We start from the raw sequence: 24205 nt of genomic DNA on the forward strand, positions 1-24205 counted from the left end.
GGCTGATAGTTATTTATATCAGCCGGGCTTGTAGTCATTCACTGAATCCGTACTACCAATTACTTGGAGTCAGCACGGCTCATAAACTTATGTTCAGTGGTATTAATTTTGATTTTTTCACCGCTTGCGATGTACTCAGGGACTTGAACGGTCAGGCCTGTTGAAAGCACGGCTGGCTTTGTACGAGCACTTGCCGATGCACCTTTAATTGAAGGATCCGTTTCAACAATAACCAAATCAACTGTAGCAGGCAGCTCGATAGCAACAGGAGAACCGTCAACAGTCAGGATTTGAATACCTTTCGTCTCTTCTGTAATGAACAGAAGCTCTTCAGCAATCGCCTCTTTGTTGAAGTTGTATGGCGTATAGTCTTCGTCATCCATGAAAACATACTCGTCTCCATCAATATAAGAGAAAGATGCTTGATGACGGCTAAAGTCCGCAAGATTAATCATCTCATCAGCCTTGAAACTCTCATCAGCTTTCGCGCCAGTTGCTACATCATAAAGACGCATTCTGTACAGACTTGCGCCTGCACGGCCGCTAGGTGTTAACTTGCTAATTTCTTTAACAAGGAACACTTTACCGTTATGTTCGATCGCTGCAAACTTTTTAATTTCACTTGCCTTTGGCATGGTAGTTATCCCAAAAATAAACAGTGAGGAGAAATTATCATGAACTGGATGTTAGGCAAGTATTATTGGAAATAAATGCTGGTTTATTGACCGTTCAATCCATTCAAATACAACTAAGCACTTTTTAGCAGTATCTCTTGCTACTTATTACCCGTCCAGTGATGTAACAGCTGACCTGAGCGTGTTTCCAGATAATCTCCATCAGCCACTTTCCGGCAGCCATTAACCCATAAATCACGTAAGCCAGTGGCGAAGACTTCCGGTTGGTCTACTGTCGAATTATCCCTGAATTCATCCGTAAACATGCTGATATCAGCATAGTAGCCCGGTACAATTTTTCCACGCTTGTGCAGCGCAAAAGTGTCAGCGCTCAAAGCCGTCATCTTGTGTATCGCTTGCTCTAGGGGGAGTAGTTGCTTGCGCTTAACAAACTGATCAATAATTCGAGGGAAAGTACCACTGACCCTTGGATGGATCCGACCACCGAAGATAGTATCAGTCCCAACCATTCCTCGCGGATGTTGAAAGATCCTTTCCACCAAAGCCTCATCCATAAAATAATCGATCATCCGTACATTACCGCGTTCGCTAATAAGAAGATCGAGAACAAAATCAACTGGGTGCTGATCGGTTTGCTGAGCACACTCGAACACTGAACGTCCCAGCCATTGCCTTGCTGGCTGATTTTCAACCTCGCATATCAGGATATTCTCCCAGCCCACCAGTGCCGGTAGGTTATCCCACGGCTCACCAGCCTGCGGTAAAATCCGCTCGGCAAACCAGTCACGCACCTGTCGCCTGATTGCTAATGTTTTCAATGCTTTCATCAACTCATCCGGGGCATACTCGCGTATAAGCGCCGGAGGCAAGATTGAAAATAGAGTCGTACTACCATAGTGATACGGATATTGATCAAAGGTGAGATCGTGGCGGTCAATTAATGTCAATAATGGCTCTAACTTGGGGGCGTTACGACGACCGATCAGCTTCAGATGAGATATATGCAACTGACATCCTGCTTGGTTCGAAATCGCAATCATTTCCTGCACGGCTTCCAGGATCTCATCACTCTCGCTGCGCACATGCACGACTAACGGTTTTTGATGCTGTGCCGCAACCTGTGCGACTGTAAGCAACTCTTTCTGATCACTAAACAGTGCCGGATGATAAATCAGTCCCAAACTGACGCCCCAAGCTCCGGCAGCCAAGCTCTCATCCGTTAACCGCGCCAATTGCCGTAGCTCTTCCGAGTTCATCGGCAAATGGTTATTGCCGCATATCTGATAGCGCAACAAACCATGTGGAAGAAAAGCAGATACATTGACTTCGAGGCCACGCTGACTAAGTGCAAAACCAAAACTAGAATAATCATCCCATGTCCACTCGACCGGAGGATTACCAATAATCAAGCGGTCTCGCACTTCACGCTGTAATGCCTTCGGTAGCGGAGCAACACCAAGCCCACATAGGCCAACCAGCTCAGTTGTGATCCCTTGCAGTACTTTGGGCCTGGAGCCCTGCGGCATAAATGTCGCCAAATCGGAATGGCTGTGTACGTCAATAAACCCCGGAGTCAAGTATGCGCCATTTGCCTCTATAATCTCATCAGTTACCGCGGTTATGCTCGGTGCAACGGCTTCAATCACCTTGCCGTTAATTAATACATCACCGTTAAAAGCATCACCGCCACTCCCATCAACAACCGTGGCATTTTTTATCAACTGACGCATCGTAGTACTCCCAAATAGCTCTGCTATTACAACCAACTATGCCTGAACATTCTATACCTCAAACAGACATAAGCAACCGGTTGATATACTTCACAGCCATTCAATTTTAACAGGTAAAAGAAAGCCACCCTGTTTGGGGTGGCTCAATATTATCAATCCAGATAAGTCGTTAAACTTAGTAATAAACCTAACTGATGGTTATGGCTTTATCTTGCTGAAATCGGTAAACCGACTGGTGTATAGAACACCTTCCGGTTTCTCTTCATTGTCAGCGAGCGTTACGACCTTCGGAGTGCTTGTTGATGCATCAATCGCATTGATCGTTCTGTCATAGTTGACGGTATATAGCACATCATTAGCAAAACCATTTGGCTCCTGCCAGTACCATACCTGAGTATTTTTAGCGAAATCTTCAGAGCAATTAGAACTTAAGAACAAAGTTCCACCCTCAGTATCGAGACACTGATAAATATTGGCAATACTACGATAGCGTTTTTCCTGATCGTAAATAAACGACTGAGATTTAGAACCGTCAATACAATCCTCAAATGCTAACGTACTACCCTCCTTAACAGTCAGACACTTCGCAGTTTCTTGGCTGAGATAGGTTGATTTAATCGTCACAGAATCAGCACCGAGGAACCACGGACTATCCCAGTCCACCATCAAAGAGAACTGGTCGGTATAAGATAGTTTTTCAAAATCAACTGACTCTTTCCAATCACGATCGGCACTGGTATTTGATGTCCACAATTGGCTACCCGATGCATAACGACGCCCTAGAATCCAACGGTTATGACCAAACAACGCTAAACTGTTTACGGTCGTCTTAACCGTAATATTAGACGAGCCCGACACCGTATCTTTCGCTGCAATCTTGGCAACAAAATCAGGCCGTAGCCCACTGATGGCGAGCGAGTTATTCGCTCTTAGCTTGTCAAAGTCCCATGGGTTACCACGACGCTCATCATAATCCCAGCACCAACCATCTGCCGTACCCAGATTACAAAACCCATTAACAGCCTTAACAGCCGAACCATATTTGTTGTTCACGTATTTGATGTTGTAACCATCGCTGTTCGTTTTGGTTACCAAGCCAAATTCTTTTTTATTGGTGATGCTGTATTTGTCGGTAAAGCTATATTCAATATCCTTGATCGGAATCTTCGGTGAGAAACCTAAACCGACTTTGATACTAGTACTGGTTTCTTTTTCAATTTTAGATTCAACTTGATCCTGCATCCTTGGATATAGGTCATTAAGGTATATTTGCCCCGACTGCAGCTTCGCTTTGTCGTTAACTTTAATATCAACATCAACTGCATCAAGATATTCATTGTAAACGTAGCTAGTGTTGCTGTTATGGTACCAACGACGATAAATGTCAGACCAGCTACCCTCCATCCCCATATCGACGCCTGAACCTTCGGCAAGTACAATTTCTACATATTTATCCTTGTCGCCAGAACGGGCATAAAATGGGGACTTGCTGTAATAACGAACTTTATATTTTAAAGTGACATTACCCTTATTCTGGCGCTCGACATTGAAGCGTCGATGAAGAACAAACTCCATCACACTGCCACTGTCTTGAGCTGTTGAGCGTCGACTCCGGCTTCGCTTGCTAAGATCATTCACTAGGCTTGAAACGATATAGTCTGTGTCCATGTTATCAAGAAGGTAGATTTCTCTTTTTTTAAGGTCGTTCGGCTTTGTAACCAATACCGCTTCACTTTCTACCCCTAGGCCCAACACCCCATATGTAAATGTTTTTCGTTGTTCTTTACTTACATCTGTCAGGTTTAAAACATAATAACCACAGTCATCAGGTAACGACTCTTCCGTTCCGTATAAATGGCATTCCTGCTGAAAATAGGGTGTTGTGGATTGGATTATATCGGATATTGTGTCTGTCTGGCTGAGGTTTGACGAGTAACCGAATGCGCTAAACGTCATGAAAGTTATACCTGCTACAGGGTATAAGATCTTACTCATGTCATTTCCTTTTATTAATTTACTACTTATTCACCGAAATGATGCTTCAGGGGAATTCTAGAAATAAAGTAAATACTCAGCCATAGTGAAAAGTAATAAATGAGTGGCTGAGCAAGAAAATAATCACTTTTTCAACAACTGATGCTTCTATGATATTACTTTATAAAATACGGGCTAAAAACAACTCACACAGTGTATTAATATTTCACACAAATAAAGTTAAAGACATTTCAAACAATGACAAGTTGATAACATCAATAGATGTGAATCTACGTTGCACGCACATTACATTAAGTGTAGCGGCTAGATTTAAATACCATACGAATAAGGAAAAATTCACATCAAATTAGAACACTAATGTGTATTGTATTATTATCATAAATATCAGGCGACGCCCTACAGTATTCCCTAAAACCATCAAATCAATAGTTGGAAGGAATATCTCAATTTTCACGATCGCCAATTGAACACAAATATTCAACCAATAACATAGCCCGCTATTTCATAATGAGACTAAATTATAGTCCCATGCAATAACTCGGGAATTTCTACCATATGAGCTTTAAGAACCTGTCAGTCGGAAGAAAGATTGGCGCCGTATTTATCGTCATCTCTATCGCAATCGCCGCGTTGGGGGGCTTTTTAACCTCTGAAGTCGGAAAATTAAAAGACAGTGTATTAGTACTAACAGATACATCGCTACCTAGCATTGTTTTAGTAAAAGATATGCAGACAGATGCTGCCACGATTCGTAAAGACCAATTCTCTCTCATTCCTAATATCAACCATCCAAGCATCAATTCTTGGTTAAACGACTACGACAAAATGATGAGCGAGATGGACCATAAGCTCGCACAATACAAAGAAACCCTGTGGAGTGAAGAAGACGTTAGGCATTACAATGCTGTAGACACTGCCTGGAAAAGCTACAAAACACAGCAAAACGCATTTATTGCCGCCATTCAGGCCAAAGAGACCACACGCGCGAACGAGCTCGTATTAAGCAGCTTTGATAGTTTCCTAAAACTGGATCAAAGCATCCAAAGTTTATTTGAACTCAACCAGTCCTATACTGCAGAAGATCGGTTAAAAGTCTTAGACCGTGTGTCACAGGCAAACACCTTAACAATTGCCGGTATTGTCATTATTTTGGGCTTTATGGTCGCGATGACAATATTCCTCACTCGCCAAATCTGCCAACCGCTAAATACAACAATAGAAATGGCTGAGCGAATTGCCGCTGGCGATCTCACTTATCAGCTTGATCTCAATACGTTAGGCAATGATGAATTAGGCAAGCTGGCATCAGCTTGTGTCTCAATGCAGGACAAGTTGCGTGATCTGATTCATGATATATCGAGTGCTGTTACCCAATTAAGTGCTGCGATTGAAGAAGTCAGCGCCGTATCCGAACAAACCTCGCAGGGCATGAAGCAGCAACAAGATGAAATCAACATGATTGCAGCAGCAATGAACCAAATGCAGTCAACAGTCAACGAAGTTGCCAGCAACACAGAAGATGCCTCTCACTCAGCAACCACCGCCACTGAAAATGCCAATCGCGGCGGTAAAACCGTACGACACAATATCCAAAGTATCCAACAAGTCGCTGAAGTTATCGAAGATGCTGGCAACATGGTTGAGCAGCTTGAGAAAGATTCAGCCAGTATCAGCATGGTCGTTGATGTGATCAGCGGAATTGCCGAACAAACCAACTTGCTAGCCTTGAATGCCGCGATTGAAGCCGCACGAGCAGGTGAACAAGGCCGTGGTTTTGCAGTGGTCGCCGATGAAGTCCGTACCCTTGCAGGAAGAACACAAGCATCAACCAGTGAAATCATCACTATTATCGATCAACTGCAAGCTCGAGCCAAACATGCAGGCGAAGCGACGAAACAAAGCTGCACACTTATTCACGGATGTGTGGACCAATCGCAAGAGACAGGCAACGATATCTCCGGCATCGAACAGGAAGTTAGTCAGATTGCATCCATGAGCATGCAGATTGCCAGTGCGTGTAGCGAACAAAATTCAGTGACTGAAGAACTAGGGCGTAATGTAGAAAACATTAGCCAGTCCTCTGCAGAAGTCGCTTCTGGCGCCGGGCAAACAGCCCAAGCCTGTGTAGAGCTCAGTCAGTTGGCAACAGGCTTACAAGATAATGTTGCACAGTTTAAGCTCGCATAACCTAACTGCTGAACGCAAAAAGGAGTTTTCGAGGGATTAATTTCACCAAGCCCATTAGCTATTACAGTTTTATTAATGATTAGTGGGCAAAGCCCTCACCGATAGATATAAATAATACTTTATATTTTAAACAAAGCCTTTATTATTAATCACAACATAATCCTAATCCGTTTTAAATATAACGGTTCATCTTTTATCATATATTTCGCTATCAACGTCCAGTATTAATTGATATCACCCACTCATCATCCCAGAATAAATTGTGTGAGTATTGCCACATTTATTATGTATTAATAAAAACTTCCAATAACAAGCGACACCAAGCAATATTCCCTCAACTACATAAAGCTATAGTTGGAATAAATATCTCAAATTTCATGTTCACTAATTGAACACACATACTCAACTCGTAACATATCCCGCAATTTCATAAAGAAACTAAAGCATAGTAGCATCTACTAGATTGGGAATTTTTATCGTATGAGCTTTAAGAACCTGTCCGTCGGAAGAAAGATTGGCGCAGTATTTACTGTAACCTCTATCGCAATTGTTGCATTAGGAGGCTTCCTAACCTCTGAAGTCGGAAAACTAAAAGACAGTGTATTGGTACTTACCGATACTTCACTGCCAAGCATTGTATTAGTGAAAGATATGCAGACTGAAGCTGCAACCATTCGCAGAGATCAATTCTTTCTTGTTTCGAATATCAACCACCCAGACATTAAAACCTCGTTAAGCGACTATAACAAACTGCTGGGTAAGATGGATAGTAAGCTCACACAGTACAAAGAAGGCCTTTGGGATGATGAAGACGTTAGGCATTATAATACCGTCGACAATGCATGGCGTCAGTATAAAACACAGCAAAGCGCTTTTCTTGCAGCCATTAAAGCAAAAGAGACTGCGCATGCCAATGAGCTGGTATTTAATAGCTTTGATAGCTTCCTCGCATTAAATCAATCCTTGGAAAACCTGTTCAAGCTCAACCAATCCTATACTGCTGATGATCGTTTGCTGGTAATAGATCGAGCATCACAGGCAAATACCCTGACATTTACCGGCATTGCCATCATTTTGGGTTTTATGATCACGATGACAGTGTTCCTCACTCGTCAGATATGCCAGCCTCTTTACACAACGATAGAAATGGCTGAACGAATTGCAGCTGGTGATCTCACTTATCAGCTTAATCTTAATACCCTCGGCAACGATGAGTTGGGTCAACTGGCATCAGCGTGTGTCTCAATGCAGAACAAGCTGCGCGATTTGATCAACGAGATTTCAAGTGCTGTTACCCAGCTAAGTGCCGCGATTGAAGAAGTCAGTGCCGTATCCGAACAAACATCGCAGGGTATGAAACAGCAACAAGATGAAATTAATATGATTGCTGCGGCAATGAACCAGATGCAGTCTACAGTCAACGAAGTTGCCAGCAACACGGAAGATGCCTCTCACTCCGCGACCACCGCCACTGAAAATGCCAACCGTGGCGGCCAAACTGTACGACACAATATCCAAAGCATCCAACAGGTCGCCGAAGTTATCGAAGATGCAGGTAACATGGTTGAGATGCTAGAGAAAGACTCTGCCAGTATCAGCATGGTTGTTGATGTGATCAGCGGAATTGCCGAACAAACCAACTTGCTAGCCTTGAATGCAGCGATTGAAGCCGCCCGGGCAGGTGAGCAAGGCCGTGGATTTGCTGTTGTCGCCGATGAAGTTCGCACCCTGGCGGGAAGAACGCAGGCATCAACCAGTGAAATCATCACTATTATCGATCAACTGCAAGCGCGAGCCAAACATGCAGGCGAAGCGACGAAACAGAGCTGCACACTTATTCACGGGTGTGTAGACCAATCACAAGAGACAGGCAACGATATCTCCGGTATCGAACAAGAAGTTAGCCAGATTGCATCCATGAGCATGCAAATTGCCAGTGCGTGTAGCGAACAAAACTCAGTGACTGAAGAGTTAGGACGCAATGTTGAAAATATTAGCCAATCCTCCGCAGAAGTGGCTTCTGGCGCAGGGCAAACAGCTCAAGCCTGTATGGAACTCAGCCAGTTGGCTACCAGCCTGCAAGATAATGTTTCCCGTTTTAAGATCGCCTAGTTTAGCCAATACGTACAAAGGATAAATCCGAGGTACTGCAAAACACCAAGCCCATGTGACCTCTTTTCTTAGTAGGATTTCATGGGCTTGGCTACTTTCTTATTTAAACAACAACCATATCCTGCTGCCTGCGCAAGATCCGTTGTTCAGCAATTGTTGAGAGTATGAACATCATGACATACCCCAATCCGAGGGCGACAATAATGGCAACAACATTGGTGGTAAACATAGAAAGAAAATAAAACGCAGCAACCAAAGTAACGATACCACTAAAACGAATAAGCAAGCTCTGAGTGAAATTACCGTGTGCTTTAATATAAGCCAACTGGTACGCATTGAGCATCATGAATACAAAGAAGATCGAAAAATGGAACAATACCGGCACTGCGCTTTTGTATTCAGCAGGGAATACCCACAGTACGATCTTCTCTCCCCACAATAGCATGCTTACAAAAAAGATAGCTGAAACAGAAACAGCCAACTTAAACACCCAGCGCCGAATTGATCTAATTTGAGCATGCTGTTCCTTACGCACGCAAACAGCCAGCTCTGGCAATACAAAGCGGTATATTGGGAACACAAATAACATGGTCATATAAGTAAAGACCGGTCGTACAATCACCTGAAAATCCCCAAGCTCATCGACACTGAAATGGCTGATGGTCAGCAATACCGTGATATATATCATCAATATACTCGCACCGGCTTCCAACGAGGCCGTGAAGCTTTTTTTGACATAATTGATGAGTGACGGATTCAGGTGTACCGTGGCCAAAGGCCGGGTTGCTATCTCTTTTCTACGGCGGATATACATGAATGCAGCCACACTTAGAGATGATAAGCTCATGCTATAGAATAAGGAGGAAAGCGCCTCAAGCTTTAATACGTAATAGCACAGCAGGAACAGCACCACATTACCCAACGGCTCCATCCAGGTCACCTTGTTGGAAATACTGTACAGCCGGTACATAGCTACCAGGTTGGTAAAGTAGACTTTCAGCCCCATGCTAAATATCACACCGACCAGCTCCAGATAACCCACGTTGATATGAAGCCGGTGCTTGATATAGGGAATCACCAGCCCCCAGGTAATCAGTACCATAACTATGAGGCTGAATCGAAAAATGTTGATAATGTCGCGATCATTTTGGGTCTGGCTGTAGCTCACTACCATCGACGAGCGAAATCCTGTCATCAAAATCAGTGACAGCGAAATAATGTCGACCACGCTGTGAAACAGGGCCAGGTCCCCTTTCGGCACCCACTGCGCCAGCCATATTTTGAAGAGAAACCCAACGGAAATACTGGCCAAAGTTGCCCAAACACCGGTGATAAATGCTTGTTTGAGCCGAGACAGTGCATCATCTTGCGGCATCTCTTGAGCTAATTTCTTTTCCATAACACTGACAACGTTAACTTCGATGACTGCATATTACTTCATTCACGAAACCAGATCCCTGCGAAGTGATGGTAAAACTAAAAAATAAGTATTCTCATTCGGAGGTGAGAAGGCTATACACCGAAAGAATTCCTGCCCTATTGAAGAAAATGTCAGCAACATAACTATACTTACCAACTGGTACGATCTGTATGCAATTAATTATTGCCGTTTTGTTTCCAACAAAATTGGTAATTAAAAAGGAGATAACAGGCATGACGGAATCAGTGGTACAGGACAATCCGCTAGAGAAACGAACCCTGAACGACCTCCCCCAGCCCAAAGGCTGGCCAGTACTCGGTAACTTCCTCCAAATACAAACGACTAAGCTACACCAGCAATTAGAACAATGGGCAACTGAGTATGGTGATACTTATAAAATTGATATTGCCGGCATGATATTTGTGGTGATTTCTGATCCCGTTGTCGTCAAAGATATTTTGCGTCGTCGCCCAAAGTCCTTTAACCGTACTGCCAGCCTGGAACGAGTATTCAAAGAGCTTGGCATCCACGGCGTACTTTCCGCCAATGGCGAAAGCTGGAAGCGACAGCGCAGACTCATCATGCCCGCATTCAGCAAAAAGAGCCTCGCTTCATTCTTCCCATTATTAGAGCAAACTAGCGAACGTCTTAGACTTCGACTATTACAAAGCTGCAGTCACAATACCAATATCGACATTCATGATGATCTCCGGCGTTTTACCGTCGACATAACAACTGCTCTGGTATTCGGTCATGACACTCGGCTGTTGGAAAAAGATGAAGACGGGCTTCAGATGTACCTCGAAGTCATTTTTCCACAACTTAACAGCCGTACAAAAATGCCCTTCCCCTATTGGCAGTACATCAAACTAAAAAAAGATCGGAAATTAGATCAAGCATTGGTCGAGGTTGAAAAATACGCAATGAAGATAGTCGACCAGACTCGGAGCGAGTTACTATTAAAGCCGGAGCTGGCAAATGCACCCGTTACTATATTGCAAGCTATGGTTGCCGCATCTGATGATGAAGATAACCGCCTAAGCGATGAAGAGCTGTTTGCCAATATCCTGACTCTGCTGCTGGCAGGCGAGGATACAACCTCCAACCTGATCGCCTGGATGCTGTATTTCCTCCGCCAAATGCCAGATGTTCAGCAAAAAATCACCGAAGAAGCTAACAGAGTCTGCACAATGCATAATGGTTCTCTTTGTGTTCAAGGGCTTGAAGAGCTTACATATCTAGAAGCTGTTGCTCGGGAAACTCTGCGACTAAAATCCACAGCACCAATGATATCGGCAGAAACTGCCAGCGAACAAACACTACTTGACGGAACTGAGTTGCCTGCCGGAACCAGTCTTTTTCTACTAACTAGGCTCGGCGGGCTGAATGCTGCACATTTTCCTGACGCCGAGCAGTTCAAGCCTGAACGCTGGCTAGAAGGCTCGTTAACCCAAGAAGCCTGCCCGCATAGAGCCACCAGCCATTTTCCCTTCGGTGGCGGGGCCCGTCATTGTCCGGGAGAAACACTGGCCTTCATGGAGGCAAAAATGGTTGTTGCTATGCTTTGCCAGCACTTCGAGATCTCTCAACCAAATGTCTCCACCGTTGTGGAAGAGGAATTTGCTATCACTATGCGGCCGAAAAACCTCCAAGTTTGTTTACGGCCAAAGCCATAAGGAATGGCTGAAGGTGGACGGCAATTCATGCGCATAACAGCATGAATTGCCACGCTGTACTGATTTACCGGCCTCTTTCGGTGTCAGAGGTATCAAACTGCAATTCACACAGACGCTGATACAGCTCAGATTGTTCCAGTAACTGTGCATGGGTCCCTTGGGCCAATATCCTGCCTTGATCCAGCAGCACGATCATATCAGCATGAATAACGGTAGAAAGCCGATGAGCAATGATTAGCGTTGTCCGGTTTTCCATTAACTCGTTAAGAGCAGCCTGTACATGAAACTCGCTTTCTGCATCCAAGGCACTCGTGGCCTCGTCCAGGAGCAAGACTTCCGGATCTTTCAGGATCGCTCTGGCAAGCGCAATGCGCTGTTTTTGGCCGCCGGATAAACGTACACCTTGCTCACCAAGGTAGCTCTTGTATCCTTCAGGCAGATCAAGAATGAATTCATGAGCATGTGCTCGTTTGGCTGCCAAGATAACCTCTTCATCCGTGGCATCGGGACGACCATAACGGATATTGTGCCAGACATCCGAGCTGAACATGGTCGGCTGTTGTTGCACCATCCCCATCTGCTGGCGAAGATGTTGCGGTTCAAGCTGTTGAATGGGAGTCTCTTTGAACCTAATTTCACCCAGAGACGGATCATAGAAGCGTTGTAGCAATTCAAACAGCGTCGTTTTCCCGGCTCCCGAAGGTCCAACCAAGGCAACTACCTGTCCTTTTTTAATATCCAGACTAATGTCTGCCAAAGCCGCGCTATTCAGACGTGACGGGTAGCTGAAATGTACCTGTTCAAATGCAATGACAGTGTCGGCTGACTCATCAAGTTTTGCCACTTTGTGTGGCGCTTTAATTGCACTTTCTACCGCCAATAGCTCAAACAACCGTTCTGCCGAACCCGCCGCCCGCTGTAGCTCACCATACACTTCCGAGATCGTGGCCAGAGACATGGCAACCATAACGGCATAAAAAATAAATGCTGCCAATTCACCTTCGCTGATCCTGCCTGCCAGCACATCCATGCCGCCGACCCACAGCATGATACTGATGGCGCCAAATACCAAGAAAATCACTGCCGCTATAAGGACAGCCCGTTGCTTTACCCGTTGCCGCGCAACGGCAAACGCGGTTTCAACTTCCGCGCCGAAAGCCTCCTTTTCCTCCCCCTCTCGGGTATAGCTTTGAACCACTTTGATATTTTGAATGATCTCACCTGCATAGGTTCCTACATCGGCAATACTGTCTTGGCTTTTTCTCGCCAATCGACGAACCTTACGACCGTAATAAAGCATCGGTAACAGCACAACAGGTACGAAGCCCACCACCAGCAGGGTCAGCTTCAGGTTGGTAAGCACCAACATCAGCAAACCACCGACAAACATCAAGACACTTCGCAACGCCATAGAAAATGACGAACCAATAATAGACTGCAGCAAAGTGGTATCTGTCGTCAGGCGAGACATGATCTCGCCGCTACGGTTTTCTTCAAAATAACTAGGATGAAGGCCGAGCAAACGGTCGAACACAGCCTTGCGAATGTCGGCGCAGACTCTCTCTCCCAGCCAGGACATCAGATAAAAACGGATAAAGGTGCCCACAGCCAAAATACTGATCATCACCACCATCACGCCAATTGCATGGCTTAGCTGCTCTTCTGAGCCAGCCATAAAACCGTTATCAATAATCATCTTAACCCCCTGCCCTATTGACAGAGTGATAACGGCCGTCACCAGCAAGGCCAGTAGCGCCGCAATAACCATTGTTTTATAAGGCTTCACGAACCTCAGTATCGGCAACAGTGGATCCAGTGCTTTTGTATATTGAGTGTTGTCACTCTTGTCGTGGGGCATAACCTACCGTGATGTTGGGTGTAAAGGATAAGGATAATACGTCGGAATGGATGGATTAGAAAAGTGCTGATTAGTCAGTATATTTACGAAGCGCCCATACAGCATCCATGCCGCGGGCACTTCGCTAGGGGCTTAGCTATGAAACGGTTTAACATCACCCGGCTTTCTAAGCATTTTGTCGACCTCATCAAGGTGCAGTTCTTCCTGGGCTATCATTTCCCTCGCATACTCTTCCAATAATACCGACTCACCTTCAGCTAAATGCAAAAGCTTATAATACAGGGCCAAAGCGGATTTCTCATGATCCAGGCTTTCCCTGAGAATATCGCCAATATCGTGTTTTCGTGTTTCCAATAAAGGACCGACCTTCAACGATGGATGCCCGCCAAGTAAAGTTACCATTTCACCGGCTTTGTGGGCGTGGGTAAGCCCCTCATTGGCATTACCTTTTAGCCAGGAAACAATCGGTATCCGGTTATAACCAAAAACCATCAAAGAATAGTGGGTGTAGCGAACCACACCGGCCAACTCTACTTCCATAATATTATTCAACAAATCTATTACTTGTTGTTTTTCACTGTCATTCATCATGAATCCTTACCTGTCTGCAAAAGGCAACAACATGTGATTCGAAGCCACCGCCTAGAGTGAAAGTAACCAGTACAATTTTAGTCGAGAAACAGGTATGAGGTGCGATGTAGTATAGTTCACTCCAACCATATTAATAGCTCAACTTATCAGATACTTAGCTCCTGAGATCATTGGCAGCTTGTACAAATTGTCCATCAACTTTCGATGCCGTCTTTCCTCGTTGTTCAAAAGCCGATAAAACGACCGTAACTCATTGTTGAGATAAACATCGCTACCAAACGTCGCCTCCAACTGATACGCCCGTCTGATAATCTGTGCATTTATATTCCTGTTTTTTGGCAACGTGTGGTTATAAGTTTCGATTGCATCAACCCTATTAAGTATATGTTTTATATAAGACATATTTTTCAGGTAATTTTTCTGTGCAAAACCGTTGATATGCGGAATCGAAAGATAGCATTGCCTTTCTGCAAGCAAATCAAGATAGTAATAAATGTCTTTGTTAGTTCTCTTCATTCTGCTGCGGTGCTTATTACCCTCAACCTCTCTGCGATAAAACGCCTCAAGATCTGCTATCTCCTTGAAATAAACTAAAACATCAAAGCCATCTTCACACCCAAGTTCAATACCTGGTACATTATTGATACCAGCCTCATAAGCAGCAACGGCTCCCCTAATTTCATTATGATCCGTAATAGATATCAGGTGTTTTTCTCTCTTCAGAAATTCATGCAAAAAAGGAAATGTTGTAAAGCAATCTGAAGCGGTTGTGTGCAAATGAAAATCGAGATAAATAAATTCATCCCTTGGCTTAAACTCATAAAAACCCGAAAAAAAATCGGACACTTTATCAAATTCAATCATAACGGCCCCCCTAATAAAGATAGAAGAAACCGTCCAATGTTGATAAGCATATTGGCGTATCAACAAGCCCTCCCCTGACATGTCACCTCAGATGAATTCACCTGTAAAGTCAGTCAAAAAGATCATTGATTATTATACTTAGCGATACAACAACGATGATAGGTGAACCAGCGCTATGAAAGATTTTTCATCAAAAAACAGCCCACTTAGTGGTAAGGAGGTTATCTCAACCCAAGCAACAAAACTGAATGCTGGCGAGTTGTACCACCCCTGTGACCCAAACCAATTCGATTTTGAAACCACCAACGACATCGAACAAAGTACCAGCCCTCTCGGGCTGGACCGCGCTATTGAAGCAATCAAATTGGGTATTGGGATCCGATCAACAGGCTTTAATATCTTCATCATGGGTTCAACCGGACTCGGTAAACATGCTATCGCAGAGCAACTGCTTCTTCAGCATCGAGATCTCAACAAAACGCTTTTCGACTGGTGTTATGTCAATAACTTCGATGATGCAAACAAACCTGTCGCACTTCAATTACCCGCCGGAATGGGCGTTAGGCTGAAGTCTGAAGTACATCAACTCATAGAATCGCTTAGAAAAACTGTCCCCTCATTATTGCAAAATGAAGACTACATCCAAAATACAGATCGGCTTCAAAATGAACTTAACGAGAGGGAAATTGCAGCATTTCAGTCAATCGAAGAGAAGGCTAAAGCCCAGAACTGTATCTTAAAAAGATCCCAAAACGGTTACCTTATTCATCCAGTCAAAGATGGTAAAGTTCTCAGTAAAGAAAAATTCGCCAAACTACCCGATAATGAAAAAGAGGTAATCGACAAGTCCATTGAAGAGCTCCGTCTATTGCTAGTAAATCTACTCAAGCAGGTTCCTCTCTGGGATCAGGAGATGAAAGAGAAGAAGAACAAACTAGAGCGAGAATATGTAGTCATCACTGTTGACTATCTTGTTGGACAGCTTCCTGAAAAATTGATGGCTATCGACTCCGTTAATCACTACATAGAAAGTCTAAAAAGACACGTACTCGACAACATTCCCCTCTTTACCGGTAGCCTTGAGACAGAAGTCAACGAATATACAGGGCAAAAACTCAGCTTTAGCCCTTTTACCGCTTATGATGTAAATATTATTATCGATAACTGCAACACTGACGCGCCGCCAATTATTTATGAAGACAACCCCACCTACGCCAATTTAATTGGTCGAATTGAACACAAAGGAGAATTAGGCACTTTTTTAACTAACTTTACCTTAATTAAACCCGGTGCTTTTCATCGTGCCAATGGTGGATATTTAATTATTGATGTTATTCAGCTGCTTAATAAACCCTTTGTCTGGGATGTATTTAAACGGACATTGCTTTCAAACAAACTGAAAATCCAACCCTTGGAACAGCTTCTTAGCGTCAATAGCATCGCCAGCCTGGAACCTGAGAGCATCCCTCTTGATGTCAAAATCATTTTGGTTGGTGATCGCCTAATGTACTACATGCTCAAACAGTACGATCCTGAATTTGGTCTGCTTTTCAAGGTTCAGGCAGACTGTTCTGAAGAAATCAATCGAACGACGGAGTCTTGCTTGCTCTATTCACAGCTTATCAGACAGATTCAAGCAGACGCACAAACACGCCCGCTCGATCGTACCGCAGTGGCAAGGGTCATTGAATTTGCTGCGCGTCAAGCAGAAGACGGTGAAAAGCTAACCCTTCATAGGGGCAACATCAGCACTATCATACTCGAAGCTAATTTCTGGGCAGAGCAACATAACCATGATGTAATAAACAGTAGTGCAATTCAGCAAGCTATAGAGGCAAAGCAGTTCAGAGCCGGCTATCTGAAAGAGTGCATTACCGACAATATTCATCGCGGCATTAACCAAATTGATACCCAGGGAGAAAAAATAGGCCAGGTCAACGGACTTTCAGTCATTAGTGTCGATGAAAATATGTTTGGCCGCCCCTGTCGTATCACTGCTGCCGTCCATCTGGGGCAAAGTAATGTCGTCAACATTGAGCGCGAAGTGGATATGAGCGGCCCAAGCCACTCCAAAGGTGTAATGATCCTGACAGCCTTTCTTCGCGAACAATACGAGCAAAGACAACCCCTATCCTTCTCGGCAACTCTCACTTTCGAGCAATCCTACGGAATGGTTGACGGTGATAGTGCTTCTACCGCTGAGCTCTGCGCCTTGTTGTCCGCAATTGCACAAATCCCGCTAAAGCAAAATATCGCAATCACTGGAGCTATCGATCAGCATGGAAATATCGAGGCTATCGGCGGCGTCAACGAAAAAATCGAAGGCTTCTTCGATATTTGCAACCTCAATGGATTAACCGGAGAACAAGGTGTCATCATCCCGAGAACTAACATTGCCCACTTAATGGTTAATGAGAACGTTCGTCTATCCGTATTAGAAGGACGCTTTCATATTTGGGTCGCAGATCATGTCAATCACGTAATGACTCTACTCACCGGAATACCGATGGGGAAATTAAACACCAAAAAACAATACCCGGCCAATAGCGTCAATGCAGCCATTACTTCCCGAATTAAACAGATGAACAAAGCCCTTAATACGCCTAATGGTACAAGGGCTTCCAGAAAAAGATAAGCTATAATGCCAACTTATATGAAACAACAAACAACTGCTTGATACCCGGATAGATTTCTTGGATAACCTCTTTGAGTACAGGTAATGACATATTCTCTTGTTCTGCATGAAAATCTGATAGCTCATCAAACAAGATTGGCTCTACCGACAAGATTTCTAACCGGCAAAACTCTCGACCATCTTCAAATGTCGAAACATTGACAACGGTACCCGGCACATAATTATTCTCAGATTCATCACGAATCGTTATCGTCTTTTTTCCGGCTAAAATATCGGCTTCAAAGCGTTCAAAGAAAGTCATCACTGTTGGGGCTGCCATACTAATCCGTTTTATCAAAATTTAAGGGATAGTCATTGTACCCTAGCCAACGGTAAGCGAAAGTACATACCTCCAAAAACGCCTACCACTCACCTTATATCCAACACATAACGCTAGCAATCCAACAATATTAACAGGTATTCATTTATACCCACAAAGCATTAACATACTCAAACTTCCTATTAATGTGTTTTGTATATAATCCTGTTTCAGCTTCTTTAATACCTTTTCATCGATAATTATTCATTTTCTAAAACACGATGAAACCAGAACAAGGCTCAACACAAACAGCTGTACAACAATAACCATATAAATATTAAAGGATTTTTCGTGTTTAAAACAATTCGAACACGTATTGCTATCAGCGCTGGTATTGCGATGGCATTTACACTAATTATTGCGATGGGTATGACTACAAGAGCGTTTACTAATGTTAATCAACAAGTTAGTGACAAGGTTAAAATTCAACTTAGTGATGCGACGAACCTTAACTTAAAGGCCACCGCTTCCGAACAAGGCAAAACCATCGCAAACCAACTGTTTCCAGTTCTTGCCAACCTCAACCAGATACGTTCTATTATTGAACTAAGCGGTGAAAATGCATCTGGTGCAGACACCATAGTTAAACAGTTTACTGCCGCACTAGAAGCTCAAGATCGCGCAGTTTTTGCTGGCTACATGGTATGGGAGCAGAAGACTTGGCCAGCAAGCTCTGAACTTAATGCCGCTGCGGCAATCAACAGTAAAGGCTACCTTGCACCGTTTTTCTCTCCAAACAGCAACGACAGCTTTGACCCTGTTGCCATGGAAAGCTTTAGTAACACAAAGCTAAACAGTAATGGCGAACGCACGGATGACTGGCACTTAATGCCATTCGAAACGGGACAAACATTTGTCATGGAACCTTACATGTATCCAGTACGTGGCAAAGAGGAGCTCATCACAACCATCAGCCAACCTATCATTGTTAATGGTCAAACCGTTGGATCACTGGGTTTCGACTTATCTCTGGCTGAGCTCCAGGGGCAAAGCGAGGATCTCGCCAGTAATTTATTTAACGGCGAAGGCAATATCATCATAACCTCCTGGAAAGGTGCAGTACTGGCAAACAGTGGTACACCTTCTCATGTCGGTAAAAAGGTCGCCAGCGAACTCGCATCGCAATGGTCCGATATCCAGTCATTGGCGCGTCGAGACGGTATAGACCGCATAACGATCGGAACCGAAGAATACGCCATCACTTCCGTCGATACTTCTGGCGCACCTTGGATTGTGATGGTGTCTGTGCCAGGTAGCAAGCTTCTCCAGAGCATTTCAGCATTTGAACGTTGGATCAGCGACCAAAATGACAATGCCATTCAAAAAGGCGTTTTTGCCGGACTGATTGCAGCGATTCTTGGTATTGCTGCTATTGCAGTCATCGCTAATTCACTCGGTAAGGTACTGTCTAATCTCGTTGAACGATTTAAAGATGTCGCCCATGGTGATGGTGATCTGACTTACCGCCTAGACGTAAAAGGGCAGGATGAAACAGCTCAGCTAGCCCATTGGTTCAATACTTTTTTAATTCGGTTGCAAGAGACACTCTGCACCGTAAAGCTGACAGCCGATCAAGTTGACCATAGTGCACTGGAAGGAAGATCAAAAGCCGAAGATTCCAAAACGAAGCTGTTAGATCAAGTCAATGAAGTCAACTCGCTTGCAACCGCAATCAATCAAATGAGTGCTTCCGCGCAAGAAGTCGCGGGGTCTGCTGTTCAAGCCGCAGCGGCTGCAAGTCAGGTACAATCTAGCAGCATCAGCGGAATGGGCCAAATGGACAATACCGCGACGACTGCCGGCGAGCTTGCAATTCGTATCAATGATGCTCAGGGTCAAATCCAAAGCCTCGCCCAGTCCAGCGCTGCCATTCAAGGACTGTTGACAGAAATTGGCGGTATTGCTGATCAAACTAACTTACTTGCACTCAATGCTGCCATCGAGGCGGCACGTGCAGGTGAAGCGGGACGAGGCTTTGCTGTTGTTGCTGATGAAGTACGTAATCTGGCCACCCGAACTCAAACTTCAACTGAAGAGATCCGTTCTATGCTTGGCCGTCTAGAACAAGACACCCAGTCAATCGTTGTATCAATGCAGCAGAGCCAGCAACAGGCAATGGATACCAAAGAAGAAACACAGGCCGCTCAACATGCTCTTGCAGAAATCAATGATGCAATCGAAGTCATCAATGACATGAACAACCAGATCGCTTCCGCAGCTGAGGAACAAAGTGCAGTAGCAGAAGAAATCAACCGCAATGTTGTCGTTATCAATGATACCGCCACGGATGTTATGGATAGCATGAGTTCTTCACTCATAACCAGTGAAGAACTCGCAGAGAAAGCAACTGATCTTCATAAAGAGCTAAATAAGTTTAAAACCTAAATCTCTGTATCAAAAATTTAATCTATTCATCAAAGCGGCCAATTATTATTGGTCGCTTTCTTATCTAACTCGCCACCCAGAAACTTAAAATTATTTTTGCCGTTTCAGATAATATAGAATTATTCCCCACCCTATAATAAAGCCCGTTTCTTTGTTCCTGGCATAAACCAAAGAACAAAGATCCGCTTATCGCATGATTCATACGGCTGATATTGGTAATGACATTACAACTCGAGTTTTTTAATTAATTCCTCTAATGACTCCGATGGTGTTTTAGCGAAGGTATCAATCCTAATCACTGCTTCCTCCCACTTATCATAGTGCCTATTCTGTACCTGCTGCCAACTCGGAAGTTGCAAGTTCTCGATAGTGCATTCTCGATGGTCGACTCGATATTTATGTTCATTTTCATCAGAGCAATACACTTCGATGTTCACATAGTTTGCATTGGTTGCGGTAGCTACTGCTTTCCATTCGGTACGTGTTAGAGCAATAGGGTTACATGAGTCAGCTATCACGCTATGAGCTAATTTCAAGTTATCATGAGCCAACCGATAACTTAGCCGATAGCCTTCGCCTTCAACCTTATAATCACATAAATCTCTTAAGCCTTGCTCCACAGTATCAATTCGAAGGTAGAACGCGTTTATTTGCTGAGACAGTAGACGTGCTAATGTTGTTTTACCCGAGGCTGGCAGCCCAGAAAAAATATACAACGTCGGATTAACCATTAGTTTTCTATTCGCTTGGCGAGTTTCCCATGTTTCTTTACTCATTATCATGGTTCCTTATTAGGCCGTCCAAACAAAAATAGTCAACATGCTTTAATTACATTCAAAGTAATAAACAGAGAGCTCTTGCTAGCTTGATTGGGTTATTTTTGCCACTGATAATTCAGATATTTTCACACCAAAACTAGATATATTGGGTAGCGTGCAATTGTGATGCTCCCGAATTTGTTGCCCCGTCGCATGATCTTTATCATGTGTCGTGTGAGCATCAGATACAAGGTCAATCGAATAGCCAAGTCCTGCTGCGCGCCTGGTCGTTGTGTCAACGCAAAATTCTGTTGCATAACCGCAAATAACCAAATGTTCGATATCTTCCTGTTTGAGGATACTTTCAAGCTCTGTGCTCAAAAAAGAGTCTGGTGTAGTCTTACGTACAAACTTATCATCAGATTCAACAACTAAACCTACTTGTAATTTCCAGCCATCACTTTCAAACTCAATGCTTGTATTAGGTTGCTCATGCTGAATAAAAATAACGGGATGACCACTCGTCCTCGCCCACTTTGTTACTAAGTTAATTCGGTCTACAACTTCTTCCGCCTCAAAGGGCTGAGGCATAGGGTCAAATAATACACTCTGAACATCTATTACCAATATTGCTGTTTTCATAAGATTCCTTTTATTACTCTTAAAATCCAAACCAGCTCAAGCGGCTTGAAATTAGACTTGCTAGCCGATATTCGGTGTGCTCCGAGTTCAATTATTGGATGCTGACTGAGCGACAACTTCGCCAATCCCTTGCCAAAACTGCTCGACGGCTGGACGTGTTGCCCCTTTAGCACGATAACAAACAATATCCAACGGGATTGCAAGTTCAGACCTTTCCGGAAAAGCTTGGACTAGTGTGCCTTGCTCCAACTCACTCTCAATGGCATGCAAAGGTGCCCATGCGATCCCCATACCACTGACAGCCATTTTAATTAACGACTCGCTCAAGGTGGTTTCAAATACCTGTTCAAGCGGAAGCTGCATTTGCTCCGTTAATGGTGCGACAACATTAAACAAAAAGGTATGTTCAGAGTATGCCAGATAAGGATAACTCCCCCCTTGCGGAATGCTTTCTAACAATTCGGGAGAGGCTACTGGGATGATTTTTTCCTTAAGTACCAAACGTCGTTCTACTTGGTCTTCGAGCAGAAACGAAGGGCGCATCCCCTTGGTGTTATAGGCAAGCAATATATCATTGGAATTATCCAGCAGCGCCTGAAAATGGTTGTCGATTCCCTGCACAGAAGGATTAAGGGCCAAGTTGAGGCCATCCAACAATACCCCTGCTTCTCGAAACAATCGTGGCATTAGATTCACCGCGAAAGAATGCAAGCAGACTATGCGAACCGAGTTGTCTGTTTTGAGTGACGCCTGGGAAAAATCTTCTTTGGTAACTTTGATCATTTCGAGCAAATTTTCGACATAGGGAACAAACTTTTTGCCATGTTCAGTCAACGTTATCGGGTAAGAGGTACGATCGAATAACGGCACCCCAACCCACAACTCCAAAGCCTGGATCCGGCGGCTAAAAGCCGACTGGGTAACATGCCTAGCTTTGGCTGCCGCAGAGAAGTTACCTAACTCCATTAGACTCATGAAGTCATCTAACCATTTGAATTCCATGAAAATACCCTCGAACAACAACACCTATGATCTGAGCGAATACTATCATTCAAAATCAGCAATGGAAATCAAAATACTTATATCAATAGTAGGGGTATGCTCATTCCCGTTGATTGGAAGCCTTACTTAACAGAGCTTTTTTTCATCATATTACGATGTGTTTCAATACGTGCAACAAGCAACGATTATCCAAAACAATACGAAGAGGAAATCATGTTTACCCTACTAAAAAATACCAACCTCTATAGCCCGGAGCATATTGGCAAGGCCGATATTTTGCTCAGCCAGGGCAAAGTCCTGGCGATAGAGCCAGATCTGAATATCTGCGGATTGAGTGAAGTAACAACCATAGATTGTCGAGGGAAAACCGTCTCCCCGGGCCTGATTGACCAGCATCTCCATCTTACCGGTGGCGGCGGTGAAGCTGGCTTTGCCAGCAGGACACCCCAGGTTACACTGACGAAGTTGATCCAGGCTGGAACCACTACCGCTGTCGGAGTGCTAGGTACAGACGGGATCTCCCGTTCACCACGGGATCTGTACGCCAAGGCTGCAGCACTGTCCGAGGAAGGTATCAGTGCTTTTATGCACACTGGATCCTATGAGGTTCCGACCAAAACGATTACCGGTTCTATCCGCGACGATCTCGCTTTCATTCCTGCCGTACTCGGGGTAAAAGTCGCTCTGGCAGATCATCGGTGTTCTTTCCCTACCACCCAGGAACTGGCCCGGATTGTCTCTGATATTCGAATTGCCAGCCTGCTATCAGGAAAGCGAGGCTTACTGCATGTCCACATGGGCAGTTTGCCGCAGCCGTTTGCCCAGATCAACGAACTGCTTGATATGGGACTGCCAATTCATCACTTCTCCCCAACCCATGTAGCCCGTACCGAAAGCCTATTTGACGAAGCAATAGGATTTGCTCTGCGTGGCGGCAGTATCGATATTACCTCCGGCGGCAGCCGATTTACCCAACCCGAACAGGCAGCCAAACTGGCACTCGAATCAGGTGTCGCAGCCAACCTGATCACCGTCAGCTCTGACGGCAATGGCAGCTTGCCAAAATTTAACTCACAAGGAGAGCTCACCGGCTTAGCTGCTGCCAGCGTCGATAGCAATCTTTTATTGCTGCCAAAACTGATCGATCAGGGAATAGCTCCGCAGCAGGCTATTGCCTTAATGACAGCCAACGTTGCCGACTCGCTCGGAATCAACAAAGGTCGCATTCAGCTTGGCCGAGATGCCGACCTCTGTATCTTCAACGATGACTTCAGCCTACACGGCGTGATTGCCAAAGGTAAGACATTACTGCTCGACAACGAACTTCTGGTAATCGGTAACTTCGAGTAAAGGACTA

General features: G+C 44.3%; 17 protein-coding genes. 6 read left to right on the forward strand and 11 right to left on the reverse strand.

Going from position 1 to position 24205, the window contains the following annotated elements; genetic code table 11:
* Positions 1-59: 59 nt before the first annotated feature.
* The 3 genes from efpL to EDI28_RS09215 all read right to left on the reverse strand — a co-directional run bounded on the left by efpL (position 60) and on the right by EDI28_RS09215 (position 4360).
* The gene (gene efpL, locus EDI28_RS09205) at positions 60-635 is read right to left on the reverse strand and encodes an elongation factor P-like protein EfpL (RefSeq protein ID WP_128783573.1); all 576 of its coding nucleotides are present in this window, start codon (positions 633-635) and stop codon (positions 60-62) included.
* A 140-nt stretch (positions 636-775) separates the two neighbouring features.
* Positions 776-2365 carry an N-acyl-D-amino-acid deacylase family protein gene (locus EDI28_RS09210; protein WP_128783574.1) on the reverse strand — a complete coding sequence of 530 codons (1590 nt, stop codon included), beginning with the start codon at positions 2363-2365 and terminating at the stop codon, positions 776-778.
* 198 nt (positions 2366-2563) lie between these two features.
* Positions 2564-4360: a ricin-type beta-trefoil lectin domain protein gene (locus EDI28_RS09215; RefSeq protein ID WP_128783575.1), complete on the reverse strand. Its 1797-nt coding sequence runs from the start codon at positions 4358-4360 to the stop codon at positions 2564-2566.
* A gap of 555 nt (positions 4361-4915) precedes the next feature.
* On the opposite strand from EDI28_RS09215, the gene EDI28_RS09220 reads away from it, so the two are divergent.
* Both EDI28_RS09220 and EDI28_RS09225 read left to right on the forward strand, forming a co-directional pair.
* A complete protein-coding gene (locus EDI28_RS09220; RefSeq protein WP_128783576.1) occupies positions 4916-6547 on the forward strand; it encodes a methyl-accepting chemotaxis protein in 1632 nt (543 codons plus the stop codon).
* Positions 6548-7027: 480 nt separating this feature from the next.
* Positions 7028-8659 carry a methyl-accepting chemotaxis protein gene (locus tag EDI28_RS09225; RefSeq protein ID WP_128783577.1) on the forward strand — a complete coding sequence of 544 codons (1632 nt, stop codon included), beginning with the start codon at positions 7028-7030 and terminating at the stop codon, positions 8657-8659.
* 103 nt (positions 8660-8762) lie between these two features.
* On the opposite strand, the gene EDI28_RS09230 is transcribed toward EDI28_RS09225, so the two are convergent.
* Complete coding sequence (locus tag EDI28_RS09230) at positions 8763-10058, reverse strand: polysaccharide biosynthesis protein (RefSeq protein WP_128783578.1); 1296 nt, start codon at positions 10056-10058, stop codon at positions 8763-8765.
* 254 nt (positions 10059-10312) lie between these two features.
* On the opposite strand from EDI28_RS09230, the gene EDI28_RS09235 reads away from it, so the two are divergent.
* Positions 10313-11755, forward strand: a complete 1443-nt coding sequence (locus EDI28_RS09235; RefSeq protein WP_128783579.1) for a cytochrome P450 — start codon at positions 10313-10315, stop codon at positions 11753-11755.
* 64 nt (positions 11756-11819) lie between these two features.
* Here EDI28_RS09235 and EDI28_RS09240 read toward each other — a convergent pair whose 3' ends face one another.
* From EDI28_RS09240 to EDI28_RS09250, 3 genes are all read right to left on the reverse strand, one after another.
* Positions 11820-13613, reverse strand: a complete 1794-nt coding sequence (locus EDI28_RS09240) for an ABC transporter transmembrane domain-containing protein (protein ID WP_128783580.1) — start codon at positions 13611-13613, stop codon at positions 11820-11822.
* A 132-nt stretch (positions 13614-13745) separates the two neighbouring features.
* The gene (locus tag EDI28_RS09245) at positions 13746-14204 is read right to left on the reverse strand and encodes a ferritin-like domain-containing protein (protein WP_233353331.1); all 459 of its coding nucleotides are present in this window, start codon (positions 14202-14204) and stop codon (positions 13746-13748) included.
* 138 nt (positions 14205-14342) lie between these two features.
* On the reverse strand, positions 14343-15068 hold the full coding sequence (locus tag EDI28_RS09250) for a PHP domain-containing protein (RefSeq protein ID WP_128783581.1): 726 nt from the start codon (positions 15066-15068) through the stop codon (positions 14343-14345).
* 175 nt (positions 15069-15243) lie between these two features.
* Here EDI28_RS09250 and EDI28_RS09255 point away from each other — a divergent pair, with 175 nt between their 5' ends.
* Entirely contained in the window at positions 15244-17703 is a 2460-nt protein-coding gene (locus EDI28_RS09255) for a Lon protease family protein (RefSeq protein ID WP_128783582.1), read from the forward strand.
* Between the two features lies 1 nt (position 17704).
* Here EDI28_RS09255 and yqfB read toward each other — a convergent pair whose 3' ends face one another.
* The gene (gene yqfB / locus EDI28_RS09260) at positions 17705-18022 is read right to left on the reverse strand and encodes a N(4)-acetylcytidine aminohydrolase (protein ID WP_128783583.1); all 318 of its coding nucleotides are present in this window, start codon (positions 18020-18022) and stop codon (positions 17705-17707) included.
* A 330-nt stretch (positions 18023-18352) separates the two neighbouring features.
* Here yqfB and EDI28_RS09265 point away from each other — a divergent pair, with 330 nt between their 5' ends.
* On the forward strand, positions 18353-20446 hold the full coding sequence (locus EDI28_RS09265; RefSeq protein WP_128783584.1) for a methyl-accepting chemotaxis protein: 2094 nt from the start codon (positions 18353-18355) through the stop codon (positions 20444-20446).
* A 224-nt stretch (positions 20447-20670) separates the two neighbouring features.
* Here the strand turns inward: EDI28_RS09265 and EDI28_RS09270 are convergent, their stop codons facing one another.
* From EDI28_RS09270 to EDI28_RS09280, 3 genes are all read right to left on the reverse strand, one after another.
* Positions 20671-21177 (reverse strand): P-loop nucleotide/nucleoside kinase family protein, encoded by a 507-nt coding sequence (locus EDI28_RS09270; protein ID WP_128783908.1) that lies wholly within the window; start codon positions 21175-21177, stop codon positions 20671-20673.
* Positions 21178-21306: 129 nt separating this feature from the next.
* Positions 21307-21846, reverse strand: coding sequence for a cysteine hydrolase family protein (locus EDI28_RS09275; RefSeq protein ID WP_128783585.1), 540 nt, complete (start codon positions 21844-21846; stop codon positions 21307-21309).
* Positions 21847-21933: 87 nt separating this feature from the next.
* Positions 21934-22848, reverse strand: coding sequence for a LysR substrate-binding domain-containing protein (locus EDI28_RS09280; RefSeq protein ID WP_128783586.1), 915 nt, complete (start codon positions 22846-22848; stop codon positions 21934-21936).
* A gap of 213 nt (positions 22849-23061) precedes the next feature.
* Between EDI28_RS09280 and iadA the strand changes: the two genes are divergently transcribed.
* Complete coding sequence (iadA, locus tag EDI28_RS09285) at positions 23062-24198, forward strand: beta-aspartyl-peptidase (RefSeq protein WP_128783587.1); 1137 nt, start codon at positions 23062-23064, stop codon at positions 24196-24198.
* Positions 24199-24205 lie beyond the last annotated feature (7 nt).

Source organism: Photobacterium chitinilyticum, from assembly GCF_004104355.1.
GTDB lineage: Bacteria > Pseudomonadota > Gammaproteobacteria > Enterobacterales > Vibrionaceae > Photobacterium > Photobacterium chitinilyticum.